This window comes from Pseudodesulfovibrio portus (assembly GCF_026000375.1).
Classification (GTDB): Bacteria; Desulfobacterota; Desulfovibrionia; order Desulfovibrionales; family Desulfovibrionaceae; genus Pseudodesulfovibrio; species Pseudodesulfovibrio portus.
In genome coordinates, this window is the sequence record NZ_AP026708.1 from 2,477,102 (window position 1) to 2,490,043 (window position 12,942).

General features: G+C 61.9%; 12 protein-coding genes. 6 read left to right on the forward strand and 6 right to left on the reverse strand.

Annotated elements, in window-relative coordinates:
- Positions 1 to 371 precede the first annotated feature (371 nt).
- From OO730_RS11875 to OO730_RS11885, 3 genes are all read left to right on the forward strand, one after another.
- Positions 372 to 1,019 (forward strand): winged helix-turn-helix transcriptional regulator, encoded by a 648-nt coding sequence (locus OO730_RS11875; RefSeq protein WP_264981677.1) that lies wholly within the window; start codon positions 372 to 374, stop codon positions 1,017 to 1,019.
- Between the two features lie 2 nt (positions 1,020 to 1,021).
- A complete protein-coding gene (locus OO730_RS11880; protein WP_264981678.1) occupies positions 1,022 to 2,113 on the forward strand; it encodes an N-acetylneuraminate synthase family protein in 1,092 nt (363 codons plus the stop codon).
- 145 nt (positions 2,114 to 2,258) lie between these two features.
- Positions 2,259 to 3,218: a chemotaxis protein gene (locus OO730_RS11885; protein WP_264981679.1), complete on the forward strand. Its 960-nt coding sequence runs from the start codon at positions 2,259 to 2,261 to the stop codon at positions 3,216 to 3,218.
- Between the two features lie 60 nt (positions 3,219 to 3,278).
- Here OO730_RS11885 and OO730_RS11890 read toward each other — a convergent pair whose 3' ends face one another.
- Positions 3,279 to 3,560 carry a DUF2325 domain-containing protein gene (locus OO730_RS11890; RefSeq protein ID WP_264981680.1) on the reverse strand — a complete coding sequence of 94 codons (282 nt, stop codon included), beginning with the start codon at positions 3,558 to 3,560 and terminating at the stop codon, positions 3,279 to 3,281.
- A gap of 253 nt (positions 3,561 to 3,813) precedes the next feature.
- Complete coding sequence (locus tag OO730_RS11895) at positions 3,814 to 5,181, reverse strand: right-handed parallel beta-helix repeat-containing protein (RefSeq protein ID WP_264981681.1); 1,368 nt, start codon at positions 5,179 to 5,181, stop codon at positions 3,814 to 3,816.
- A gap of 193 nt (positions 5,182 to 5,374) precedes the next feature.
- On the opposite strand from OO730_RS11895, the gene OO730_RS11900 reads away from it, so the two are divergent.
- Positions 5,375 to 7,432, forward strand: coding sequence for a methyl-accepting chemotaxis protein (locus OO730_RS11900; protein ID WP_264981682.1), 2,058 nt, complete (start codon positions 5,375 to 5,377; stop codon positions 7,430 to 7,432).
- A gap of 64 nt (positions 7,433 to 7,496) precedes the next feature.
- Here the strand turns inward: OO730_RS11900 and OO730_RS11905 are convergent, their stop codons facing one another.
- Positions 7,497 to 8,051, reverse strand: coding sequence for a hypothetical protein (locus OO730_RS11905; RefSeq protein WP_264981683.1), 555 nt, complete (start codon positions 8,049 to 8,051; stop codon positions 7,497 to 7,499).
- A 118-nt stretch (positions 8,052 to 8,169) separates the two neighbouring features.
- On the opposite strand from OO730_RS11905, the gene OO730_RS11910 reads away from it, so the two are divergent.
- A complete protein-coding gene (locus OO730_RS11910; RefSeq protein ID WP_264981684.1) occupies positions 8,170 to 8,976 on the forward strand; it encodes an arylamine N-acetyltransferase family protein in 807 nt (268 codons plus the stop codon).
- A gap of 93 nt (positions 8,977 to 9,069) precedes the next feature.
- Here the strand turns inward: OO730_RS11910 and groL are convergent, their stop codons facing one another.
- Together groL and OO730_RS11920 are read right to left on the reverse strand one after the other, a co-directional pair.
- Positions 9,070 to 10,656: a chaperonin GroEL gene (gene groL / locus OO730_RS11915; protein ID WP_264981685.1), complete on the reverse strand. Its 1,587-nt coding sequence runs from the start codon at positions 10,654 to 10,656 to the stop codon at positions 9,070 to 9,072.
- A gap of 35 nt (positions 10,657 to 10,691) precedes the next feature.
- The gene (locus OO730_RS11920; protein ID WP_264981686.1) at positions 10,692 to 10,952 is read right to left on the reverse strand and encodes a co-chaperone GroES; all 261 of its coding nucleotides are present in this window, start codon (positions 10,950 to 10,952) and stop codon (positions 10,692 to 10,694) included.
- A gap of 222 nt (positions 10,953 to 11,174) precedes the next feature.
- On the opposite strand from OO730_RS11920, the gene OO730_RS11925 reads away from it, so the two are divergent.
- Positions 11,175 to 12,635 carry an alpha,alpha-trehalose-phosphate synthase (UDP-forming) gene (locus OO730_RS11925; protein WP_264981687.1) on the forward strand — a complete coding sequence of 487 codons (1,461 nt, stop codon included), beginning with the start codon at positions 11,175 to 11,177 and terminating at the stop codon, positions 12,633 to 12,635.
- 19 nt (positions 12,636 to 12,654) lie between these two features.
- Here the strand turns inward: OO730_RS11925 and OO730_RS11930 are convergent, their stop codons facing one another.
- On the reverse strand, positions 12,655 to 12,828 hold the full coding sequence (locus tag OO730_RS11930; RefSeq protein WP_264981688.1) for a hypothetical protein: 174 nt from the start codon (positions 12,826 to 12,828) through the stop codon (positions 12,655 to 12,657).
- Positions 12,829 to 12,942: the final 114 nt, after the last annotated feature.

A 12,942-nucleotide genomic window follows, 5' to 3' on the forward strand; every position in this document is an offset into this window, starting at 1 on the left:
GACGGAGCAGGAGGCCCCGGATGATGTCGCAGGCATAATTACTTGTATTTCATATTGTTGCGGACGGAACCCGTGAGCCTTTTCGGCGACAGGTCCTGCTTGGCAGAATCCTTGCAATTGATATTCACGCTCCAGAAAGGGGAAATGGTTGCCCGGCGGCTAAAGTCCGGGTCTGAAAAAGCCGATTATTCAATATGTCAACGATCGATCGGTTTGCGGCTTGCCGGAGCCCCCGTCGGGGAGCAGAGGCAAAACCTTGTGGAGCCGGTATGTTGACAGGGCGGCGGCCCCTGCCTAGAGTGATACTCTCGGCATGAATTGTCGCCACTCTCCGGATGAATCATTGACCGAGCGAACGACCGAGAGGATTCATGGCAGATCAAGTTGAAAATGTGGTGACCGGCATGTTGATCACCGACGGATGCTATCTCAAACCGAGCAAATCCACCCGCGTGCTGGCCATTCTGGATGCCCTTTCCCGGGATTCCGCACTGTCCCAGTTCGAACTGGGCAGGCAACTCAATTTGTCCGGAGCCATGGTCAATCAATACCTCAAGCAATTGCAGAATGACGGGCTGGTGGAGTTTCTCCCCGTGAACGGGAAGAGCTACCGCTATGCCCTGACGGACCAGGGCCATCAATCCCGTCAGCGCATGTTTTCCGACTACTCCTCGGAAACGGTCCGTCTGTACTCCGACATCAAGGAATATGTCCTGCACAAGCTCGACGGCCTGAAGTCCGAGGGCAAACGGAAGCTGGCGCTGTTCGGGGCTTCGGAAACGTGCGAGGTGGTTTTGTCCGCATTGCGCGGTACCGGGTTCCAGGTCCTGGCGCTGCTCGACAACGATACCAAGAAACAGGGGCAGGTTTTCAACGGCCATGTGGTTTCCGCGCCGCATGTCCTGGATCAGGTAGACTGCGATGCCGTGGTCATCACCTCCTTTGGCAAGCAGGGCGAGATATTCGAACAGATAGAGCCCTACTCGAAAAAGCGCGGGTTCCAAATCGTGAGATTCTGATTATGAAACAGATCCAGTCCATCACCCTTCGTTCCGGCGTCACCATCGGCAAGGACCATCCCTGCTTCATCGTGGCCGAAATAGGCAACAATCATCAGGGCGAATTTCCCATTGCCAAGCAGATGGTCGACGAGGCCCTGGCTGCGGGGGTCCAGGCGGTCAAGTTTCAGAAGCGGAACAACGAGGCGCTCCTGACCCGTGAAGGCCGCGCCGCGCCGTACACCGGCCCCAATTCCTTCGGCCCCACCTACGGGGAGCACCGGGACGCCCTGGAGCTGTCCATCGAGCAGATGGCCGAGCTCAAGGAATACAGCGAGTCCAAGGGACTGGTCTTCTTTGCCTCGGCCTGGGACGAGCCGAGCCTGGAACAGATTCTCGAACTGGACGTGGAGCTGCTCAAGATCAGTTCCGCCGAGCTGGTCAACGTGCCCCTGGTCCGCAAATACGCCGCAGCGAACGTCCCGATCATTCTTTCCACGGGCATGAGCGGCCTGGAAGACATCGACGTGGCCATGGCCGAGATCCGTTCCTGCCACGACCAGGTGGTGCTGCTGCACTGCAACTCCACCTATCCCTGCCCCGAGGACCAGATCGGCCTGCCGGTCATGGAGGGCCTCGTGGAGCGCTACAACGTCCCGGTCGGCTACTCCGGGCATGAAAAGGGCCTGGGCCCGAGCGTGGCCGCAGTGTCCCTGGGGGCCTGCGTGGTGGAACGCCATTTCACCCTGGACAAGACGCTCAAGGGCACGGACCATCAGGCGTCCCTGGAACCCCGCGAGCTGGAGGCCATGGTGGCCATGATCCGCGAGGTGGAGCAGGCCATGAAGATTCGCGGCAAGGTTGTTTTCCCCAAGGAGCAGGCCGCTGCCAAGAAGCTCCGCAAGTGCATAGTCTTCTCCCGCGACCTGCCCGCAGGCCATGTCCTGACCGAGGCGGACCTGACCACCCGCTGCCCCCGCGTGGGCGTGTCCCCGGTTCATTGGGACGAGGTGGTCGGTGCGGTCGTCAACCGCCCGGTCAAGCACGAGGAGCCTGTCCAGTGGGACGCCCTCGACCTGGCCTCCTCCGAGATCGTCGGGGTCGTTTCCTCCTAGCATCACGACATATCGCCCTTGAAAAAAGCGCTGCGGAATCCGCAGCGCTTTTTTTGTCGTGCCCGGATGTCACAAAAATCATTCATCTAAAGCATTCTCTCGTGGTATGCGGGAAGGGAAAGCCCACAACTGTCCGGGAGGGACAATGAGCCAGACAGATATTCTTTTGGAATCGGGTACGAATGAGCTCGAGATAATTGAGTTTTTCATCAACGAGCAGACGGACTCCGGAGTGGAGACTCATTATTACGGCGTCAACGTGGCCAAGGTCCTTGAGGTGGTGGAGGCCCCCGAGGGACTGGAAGCCTCCGAGGCGGCCGTGCACCCGAGCTTTCTCGGCACCATCCCCCTGCGCGACCTGATCCTGCCCGTGGTGGACTTGAGCGTCTGGCTTGACATCGATCGCGCCCAGGACGTGAACGAACCGATCATCGTCACGGAGTTCAACGCCATGATCACCGGGTTCCTGGTGTCCGGCGTGACCCAGATCCACCGCGTGAACTGGGCCGATGTGGAGCCGCCGAGCAAGTATGTTTCCGCCATGGACACCAACTGCATCACCGGCACCGTCAAGATCGGCGACCGGTTCGTGATCATGCTCGACCTGGAGATGGTCCTGGCCGACCTGGACGAGTCGGGCCAGACCCAGGCGAACCTGAGCAGCGTGGTCTCGGATGAGCGGTACCGCGCCCTGATCGCGGACGATTCCACGTCGGTGCGCACCCTGCTGCAGAAAAATTTCACCGACGCCAATTTCGAGGCCATCATGGTCAGCGACGGCGCAGAGGCCTGGAGCCGCCTCGAGCGCGTCAAGAAGCTGTGCGAGGAGGAGGGGAAGCATCCCCTTGATTTCCTGGATGTGGTGGTCTCGGACGTGGAGATGCCCCAGATGGACGGGTACACACTGACCCGGCGCGTCAAGGAGGACCCGGTCCTCAAGGCGTTGCCCGTGGTCCTGTTTTCCTCCCTCATTTCCAAGTCCGTCCTGCACAAGGGCAAGGCGGTCATGGCCGACGAGCAGGTCACCAAGCCCGAGTTCCACGGCCTGACCGAGAAGGTCATCAACCTGGTCCGGAGCTGGGACCGGAGCGGGAAGACCGCCTGACGACGGCCCGGGCCTCAACGCGGGAGACGTCCTTTCCCGGTCCGGGGAAGAGCGTTCGTTCTAGGCCCCGGCCTCGTCCAGGCATTTGCGCAGGGTGGAGATGCCGCAGGAGTGTTCCATGTACACGGGCACGTTGGTGCCCCGGACTGCGTCGAGCACGTCCTTGCGCGCCTTGTGCGACACCTTGTTGGTGAACAGGACCACGAAATCCACGTTTCCCAGGGACTTTGAAATCTTGCGTTCCTTGCCGGTGAAGTGCTTGAGCTTCACGCCGCTTCGCTTGGCCTCGGTCATGTATTCCCGTTTCAGCCGATCCATTCCGCCCACTAATGCTGCGCACATGATTTGCTCCTCAATTGTTGAAATTGAAAATCGTTATCAATCAATACAGAAGGAGCATCATGCTGTCAACAAGGAGTTGCCGATTTTTCTTGTTTGCCGTGATTTCCGGTAAATGTCTGCAAAATCGGTCGAGTGCGGCGGCGGTGCGGCGTGGCGGGAGGCACGCCCATGCGCGAAGACGCCGGAAGAGCTGCCGGATATGACCTTCATGGCCCAAACCGTCCTCACGGTCCGGGAAGGAAGAAGGGGGAGCTTATTCCACCGGCTCCCAGGCGTCGCCTTCGGGGTCCACTTCGGGCAGGGAGCAGGGCGGGATATCCACATGGCGGTTGCCCTTGCCCTTGTCGATGAACGACGGGGCAGGGCCCACCAGCACGTTGAGGGTCCCGGCCAGGTAGACCTGGCCCTTGATGCCGGTGAAGTCGTTCAGGTCGGTCCAGGCGAAGGTGTTGGCCGTGGCTTCCAGCTTCTCGAAGGAATGGCAATAGAGGGCGTAGCGCGACTGGCCGCGCACCCGGTTGTTGGCGAAGAAGCCGCGTGAGCCGGTCTGGACGATGCCGCGCGCCCCGGTCCCGCCGCCCATGACGATGTCGTTGCAGGTGACCACCATGTCGTTGGCATAGAGCAGCATGCCGGTGGAGTTGTCGCCGCGCCCCTCGATGCGGTTCCCGGTGACGGCGATGCGGTTGTTTCGGGAAAAGTCCGCGCCGCCGGAAGTGTCGAAATACCAGCCCGCCACGATGCCGTTGGGGCCAAACTTGTGGGGCCAGGCGATGCCCTCCTCGTCCGTGGTGATGCGGTTGCCGGAAATGTCGATGGACCCCTTGCCCTTGTCCGACCGGACGTTGTCCAGGACCTCGATGCCGTTGCGCGAGGTGCGGTGGATGGTGTTCTGGGCGATGGTGATCTCCGCGCCCCAGGTCCAGTCCGCCAGCACGCCGTATCCGGCCACGGCGTCGGGCCGGTTGTTCTCCATGAGGAAACGGTTGTCCTCGATGCGGATCGTGCCCGTGACCGCCCTTTTCAGGGGGCCTTTGGGGTAGTCGATGCGGTTGCCGACCACGATCCCGGCCTGGAAGGGCAGGGTGTCGCCGCCGGACCAGGGGATGTCCACAGGCTGGGGGATGACGTCCGTGACCGTACAGCCGCGCACATCCAAGCCTCCCACGTGCGGGAAATGCAGGGGCGTTGATTTGGCCCCGTCGAAGCGGATGGTGCGCACGGAGATGATGGGCCCCTTGTCGGCGGGCGGCGCGCCCTTGACCGGCAGGGGGGCATGGAAGGTCCAGAACCCGCCCGTGATGGTGGTTTTGGCTTCGCCCACCGAGTCGGCCTCGCCCTGAATGCGCACGTTCTTGGTGATCCTGACCCGCCCGTCGGGACCGAAATTGAAGTTCCCCCGGAGCTGCACCAGGCCTCCCTTGTCCACGGCGGCCTGGACGTTGGGCACGTCCTGGGCGGGCATGCCCGTGCCGGTGACCATGATCCCGTCGGCCCGGGCCGGGCAGGCCAGGCAGAGCAGAACGGCCAGAAGGGAAAACAGGGGCGCGAGCCGTGTCGGCGTCAGAAAATCAGCGCCGGTGCCGGAACGCTTTCGGAAAAGTTCGGAGTTTAAAGTCATAGTTATTATAGTCGGTTGTGTGTCCATGGTTTTGCCGTTTCGGACATATTGATTGAATTGACGGTGAGTTGCATGTCCCTTTTATATCTTTTGCAAAAAACTTGCCCAAGATTCTCCGGTTCGGATAAATATGGGGTAATTGCGGAAACTTCGTGGTTTCAGTTGCGGACAATTCGGGCTGGAGGAGGCAGGTATGCGACTCAGGATGAAGATGACGCTGATGCAGGTGGCTACGGTGGTGCTGGCCATCGGGGCCCTGTGCTGGGTTTTCATACAGCAGGTGTCCGGCTATGCGGAGACCGAAATGGAGGCGTACCGCCAGGAGAAGTTGAGCGAGGAAAAGCTCCAGCTCAAGGATTTCGTCCAGATGGCGGTGGGGACCATCGAGAACTATTCCGACCGGGCCAGGGATATCGAGGGGTTGAAAAAAGCCAAGCAGGAGGATCTCAAGCGCGTCGTGGACGCCGTGTCCGGCCAGGTCGAGGCATTTTACGAACGGAACAGGAACGTCATGAGCCGGGCCGAACTGGTTGCCGGACTGGCCGAGATCGTGCTGCCCGCACGGTTCGACGGCGACAATTACGTCTGGCTGCAGAATCTGGACAGCGTCATTCTGGTGCATCCCAGCGACAAGCTCATGGGCAAGGACATGAGTCGGCTTACGGACGTCAAGGGCAACCGAGTTATCGCCGAAATGTCCCGCATCGCGGCGGAGCAGGGAACGGGCATGTCCACCTACTGGTGGCCGAAGCCGGGCGAGGATGAGCCGAAGCTCAAGATTTCCTATGTCCGGCTGCTCCCCGAGTCCGGGATCGTGGTCGGCTCCGGGGCGTGGATCGAGGACATCACCGCCGAGATGAAGGCCGAGGCCCTCAAGCAGTTGTCCGGAATGCGCCTGACCGACGGGAATTATTTCTGGATCAACGACCTCACGCCGAAGATGGTCATGCATCCCATCAAGCCCGCCCTGGACGGCCGGGACGTGGGGGCCATGACCGACACCAAGGGCAAGCACCTGTTCCGTGAGATGGCCTCGGTGGCCAAGGCGGAGGGCGAGGGATACGTGGACTACCATTGGGGCAAGCCCGGCAAGGAAGGGGATTTCCCCAAGCTTTCCTTCGTCAAGCTTTTCAAGGAGTGGGGCTGGGTCGTGGGCATGGGCGTCTACATCGACGACATCGACGCCGCCGTGGCCGCCCGACAGGCCGCCCTGGACAAGACCATCTCCTCCATCGTGCTCATTATCCTGTTCATCTCCGCCGGTCTCGCGCTGCTGGGCGCGGTTGCGGGCGTATTCGGCTCGAAGTCGGTGACCAACACCATCGGCGGCGAGCCCGTGGACATCGCGTCCATCGCCGCCCGTGTGTCCGGGGGCGACCTGACCATCGCCTCGGACAACGGGCAGGCGGAGCGGGGCATTCTCAAATCCATGAAGGAGATGGCCGGGAACCTGCGGGGCGTGGTCGGCGAGGTGCAGAGCGCCACGGACAACGTGGCCGCAGGCAGCGAGGAGCTGTCCGCCTCGTCGGAGTCATTGTCCCAGTCCACCGTGGAGCAGGCCGCATCCATACAGGAGGTCACCGCGTCCCTGGTGGAGATCGTCAGTTCCATCCGCAAGAACGCGGACAATGCCGAGGAGACGAGCCGCATCGCCGATTTCAGCAACAAGGAAATCCTGTCCGGCGAGGAATCGGTGCGCAAGACCGTGGAAGCCATGCGCGAGATCGCGGACAAGGTCTCCTTCATCGAGGAGATCGCCCGGCAGACCAATCTGCTCGCCCTCAACGCGGCCATCGAGGCTGCCCGGGCTGGTGAGCAGGGCAAGGGGTTTGCGGTGGTGGCCGCCGAGGTGCGCAAGCTGGCCGAACGCAGCGGGCAGACGGCCCAGGAGATCAGCGAGCTGTCCGAGTCCAGTGTCCGGGTCGCCGAGGAAACGGGCCAACTGTTCAACCGGTTGACCCCGGAGATCGCCAAGACCGCAGACCTGATCAAGGACGTGGCCAAAGTCTGTTCCGAGCAGAGCCACGGCGTCAACCAGATCGAAAAGGCCATGGAACAGCTCGACGCCGTCATCCAGCAGAACGCCATGGCGTCCGAGGAGATGGCCTCAACCTCCTCGGAACTGGCCAGCCAGGCCGCCACGCTCCAGGATGCCATGCGCTACTTCCAGGTGGGCGTCGAGCCGGACATGGCCTTCGGCGCGGCGGGGCAACTGGAATTGCCGACCGGCCGGACCGGAATCGAGCAATAGGCTTATACGCAAAAGCCCCCTCCGGACATGCCGGAGGGGGCTTTTGCGCGCCAAGCGGGGCACCTCAGTACCATTGGCGGAATTCCGCGCCGCGTTCCTCGCCCCGGCGGAAGTTCCGGTCCTTGCGGTTGTACTGGTCCTGCTCGTAGACGCCGGAGATGATGGCGTCGCAGACCGCGTCGATATTCGGGCTGTCCGCTCCCAGCGCAGCGATCTGCTCCTTGAGCACGTTTGCCAGGATGCGCTGGTCCGCCCAGGTGGGATAGGCCTTCCAGTAGCCCACGGCCTTGTCGAGCCGGTCGAGCCTGGCGGCGGCGAATCCCGCGTACAGGAAGGCGTCGGGGATTTCCTTGCGCCCGAGGCACTCTTCCAGGGTGGCGAGGGCGTCCTCGTACCGGCCCAGGCGGGTGTAGCACAATCCGGCCATGGCCAGGTGCGACGGGCGGATTTCCTCGCCCTTGGCACGCTTGTCGGCCAAATGTTCGTCAAAGCCCACGGCGGCTTCCTGATAGTATGTCCGGGCCTTGTCGAAGTCCCTGCGGAATTCGGCGGCCCTGGCCCGGTCGAAGTTCTTTTCGCCCTTGCGGTAGGGCTTCACGAGTTTGGAGAAGAATGACATGGGAATCACTGTAGCCGCTTGCGGCGGCGAGGACAACCGGGGATACGCGGCATCTTGATTCCGTCGGCATGAATCGATACCATTTAGGGAATCCTCCACCCTGAAACAAGGTGTCTGCATGGAAGTCTTCGAATTCGATTCACCTTCCTATCTTCGACGGCTGGGGCTCTTTGAAGGCGTGTCGCCGACAACGGAAGGGCTGCGCACGTTGCAGCGGGCGCACCTCTCCTCCATCCCCTTCGAGAATTTCGACATCCAGCTCGGCCGGACCGTCAACCTCGATCCGGCGCATCTCTTCGACAAACTCGTGCGCCGCCCCCGGGGCGGCTACTGCTTCGAGTTGAACGGCTTGTTCCTCATGGCCCTTCACGCCTTCGGGTTCAAGGCCCGTCCGCTCCTGGCACGGGTTCAGCTGACCGGCGTGCCGTCGGGACGCGGCCACCAACTCTCCCTCGTGGAAGCGGGCGGGCGCGAATGGCTTGCCGACGTGGGATTCGGCAAGGACAACCCGCGCGGCCCTCTCCTGTTCGAGCTGGATGCGGTCCAGGATATCGGCGGGCAGCCGTTCCGCCTTGTGGACGGGGGCGTCTTCGGGACGATGTTCCAGAAGCGTGTCAACGGCGAGTGGCGCAATATGTACAGCTTCGACCTGGAACACGTCTGCCGGGCCGACATCAACTACGGCAATCACTATACCTCGACGAACCCGCATTCGTTTTTCTCCTTTACCCGCATGGCCGTCAGACCAATGGATGACGGTTGGGCCGCGCTGTGCAACGACAGGCTCACCGTGACCAGAGACGGGCGGGAGGAGTGCAGGGAACTCCCCGAGGGGCAGGGCTATCTGGACGCCCTGAAACAGTATTTCGGCATCGAGCTCGATGCGCCCTACGAGGCCTTGAAACCGGTGGGGCAGGGGGCGTGAACGCCCACGGGACGCGGCCCGATCCGACCGCATGAAAAGGAAAAGGCCGGACGCTTGCGCGCCCGGCCTTGCATTCAAAGAGGGTAAGAGCCGTTATTCGGTCTCAGGCTCGTATTCGGAAATCGCGCACTCGGTGGTCAGCAGCATGCTGGACACGGAGGCCGCATTCTGCAGGGCGATGCGGGTGACCTTCTTGGGATCGATGACGCCTTCCTTGACCAGGTCGGTGAATTCGCCGGAGGCGGCGTTGAAGCCGTTGTTGCCCTTGAGGGCCTTGACCTTTTCCACGATCACGGTGCCTTCCAGGCCGCAGTTGTTGGCGATCTGCTTGAGCGGCTCCTCGATGGCGCGGGCGATGATGTCGATGCCCGCCTGCTCGGTGTCGTTGGCGCCCTGGAGCTTGGCAAGGGCCTTGCCCGCGCGGACCAGGGCGGTGCCGCCGCCGGGGACGATGCCTTCGTCAACCGCTGCGCGGGTGGCGTTCAGGGCGTCTTCCACGCGGTCCTTGCGCTCCTTCATCTCGATCTCGGTGGGTGCGCCGACCTTGACCACGGCCACGCCGCCGACCATCTTGGCCAGTCGCTCCTGGAGCTTCTCGCGGTCGTAGTCGGAGGTGGAGGCGTTGACCATGTTGTTGATCTCGTTGCAACGGAGCTCGATGGCCTTCTTGTCGCCTGCGCCGTCCACGATCAGGGTGTTGTTCTTGTCGATGACGACCTTCTTGGCGGAGCCGAAGTCCTTGGGCTGGATCGATTCCAGGGTCACGGCGGTGTCGTCGGAGACGGGGGTGGCGCCGGTCATGACGGCGATGTCGCGGATCATGTCCTTGCGGCGGTCGCCGAAGCCCGGGGCCTTGACGGCGCAGACCTTGAGCGCGCCGCGCATGGCGTTGATGGTCAGGCCCGCCAGGGCGTCGTTCTCAACGGTCTCGGCGATGATCAGCAGGGGGCGTCCGGCCTTGGCAACGGCCTCCAGGATGGGCACCAGCGGCTTGATGCTGGAAATCTTGTTCTCGGCCAGCAGGATGAACGGGTCTTCGAAGACCGCAGCCTGCTTGTCCTGGTCGTTGATGAAGTAGGGGGAGAGGTAGCCCTGGTCCCACTGCATGCCTTCGACCACGTCGAGCACGGTGTCCAGGCCCTGGGATTCCTCCACGGTGATGACGCCGTTGTCGCCGACCTTGTCCACGGCCTCGGCCAGGATGGCGCCGATGGTGGCGTCGTTGTTGGCGGAAATGGCGCCGATCTGGGCGATCTCGGAGGTCTTCTTGATGGGCTTGGCCATGGCGTCCAGTTCCTCGACCACGGCTTCCACGGCCTTGTCGATGCCGCGCTTGATGGACATGGGGTTGCGGCCTGCGGCCAGCAGCTTCACGCCTTCGTTGAAGATGGCCTGGGCCAGGATGGTGGCGGTGGTGGTGCCGTCACCGGCGATGTCGTTGGTCTTGGAAGCGACTTCCTTGACCATCTGTGCGCCCATGTTCTCGAGCTTGTCTTCCAGGTCGATCTTCTCGGCGACGGTGACGCCGTCCTTGGTCACCTGGGGAGCGCCCCAGGTCTTTTCCAGCATGACGTTGCGGCCCTTGGGGCCGAGGGTGACTTTCACGGCGTCGGCCAGGATGTTCACGCCGCGCTGCATGCCCTCGCGGGCGACTGCCTTGTAATCGATATTCTTAGCCATTGTATAAGAGTCCTTTAGAGATGAGGTTGGAAAGGTTAGGCGAAAACACCAAGGATGTCGTCTTCACGCATGATGATCAGCTCGTCGCCGTCCATGCTGAATTCGCTTCCCGCGTACTTGGCGAACAGGACGATGTCGCCGTCCTTGACGGTCTTGCACTCGGGACCGGCGGCCATGACGACGCCGTTCTGCGGTTTTTCCTTGGCGGAGTCCGGGATGTAGATGCCCCCGGCGGTCTTTTCCTCTTCCTCTTTTCTCTGGACGATGACTCGGTCATGCAGCGGTTTCAAACCCATGAAAAATCTCCTTATGATAACTTCACCGCCCGGTGGCGGCGTGTGGTGTTGACTGCGGCAAGAGATAAACACGGCAAACTCCTTGTCAACAGGCGAGCCAACAATTTTTCATTCCCGTTTCAGGAGCGTAGTTGAAATAGTTAACAAAGCGCGGTAACACCATGTAATGGGAAAAAATAATATTTTGGAGCCCCGGGGGGGATATCCGTGGTTGAATCCGGCATGAAACGACTGGTGGTGGTCTCCAACAGGCTGCCTGCGGCATTGAAGCATGAAGACGGGCGGTGGACGGTCAAACAGGGGGCGGGCGGCCTGGTCACGGCCATGGCCCCCGTGCTCAGGAACCGCGGCGGCGTCTGGATCGGCTGGTCCGGCGCGGCCGAACCGGACGTGGACGTGGAAGGGCTGCTGTCCGACTTCTCCGCCGAGGCCGGGTACGAGCTGTGCACCGTGCCGCTGACCCGGCAGGAGGTGGACGACTATTACTACGGCTTCTCCAACGAGATCATCTGGCCCCTGTTTCACGACCTCCAGTCCCGGTGCCGGTTCCATCCCAGGTACTGGCGCGCCTACCTGGACGTGAATTTCAAGTTCGCCGAGGTGGTCGCCCGCAGGACGACCTCGGACGACTACCTCTGGATCCAGGACTACCACCTGATGCACCAGGCGTTCTTCCTGAAATCCATGGGCGTGAAGCGCAACACGGGCTTCTTCCTGCATATCCCCTTCCCCACGCCGGACATCTTCATGAAGCTGCCCTGGCGGTGGAAGGTCATCCAGGCCCTGACCGAGTATGACCTGCTCGGATTCCAGACCATGCAGGACCGGCGCAATTTCGTGCGCTGCCTGCGCCGCCTCATGCCCGAGACCCGGGTCGAGGGCCGCGGGGCCGCGGTCACCGTCAGGCTCGGCAACCGATCGTTCAGGCTGGGCGCGTTCCCCATTTCCATCGACTACAACCAGTTTTCGGAATTGGCCGGGCGCGAGGACGTGGCCCGCAAGGCGTTCGAGCTGAAGGAGGCGCTCAGGCACCGCAAGATCATCCTCGGCGTGGACCGGCTGGACTACACCAAGGGCATCCCGGAGCGCATCCGGTCCATCCAGACCCTGCTCAAGCGGTATCCGGACCTCAAGGGCAGGGTGAACTTCGTCCAGATCGCGGTCCCCAGCCGTGAGGAAGTGGGCGAGTACAAGGACCTGCGCCAGGAGATCGAACAGCTTGTCGGCCGGGTCAACGGGGAGTTCTCGATTCCCGGCTGGGTGCCGGTGCACTACCATTACCGCAACCTGCCCGTCGACGAGCTGGTGGCCTATTACGCCGCCGCCGACATCGCCCTGGTCACGCCGCTGAGGGACGGCATGAACCTGGTGGCCAAGGAATACTGCGCCTGCAACAACTCCGAAGACGGCGTCCTGGTCCTGAGCGAGTTCGCCGGGGCCGCGGCCCAGCTCCAGAGAAACGCCTACCTGGTCAACCCCTACGACATGGACGGCATTGCCAAGGCCCTGCACCGCGCCCTCCATTGGGACCGTGACGAGCGGCACAGTTCAATGTCCAAGCTGCGCGATCAGGTGCGCAGGAACAACATCTTCTGGTGGGTCGATTCCTTTCTCCAGGCGGGCATCGCCAAAACGCTGGGCGACTTCCCGGAAGTCGAGACGGTGCGCTTCGAGCGGGCATAGGCGCGCCGCGCCTCCCGGCCTAGTAGGAGAAGGGGTACTTCCTGCCGTCCTTTTCGTATTTTTTCTGCTTGTCGAAGTTGAAGCGGTTCAGGCTGCTTCTCGTCGAGCGGTTCGTTCTGTCCCGTTGCAGGAACATGACGGTCAGGGCTCCCGCCGCGAAAGAGATCAAACCCACTATGATGTTCGTGACCATGACAACCTCGGGGAATGCGTCTTGTTGATCATATGTGAAGCTCTCGCGTGTAATGCGTCAAAGAAGTCCAATATACCCGCGGCAAAAGTCCGTTTCAATGAAAATCGGATTTTT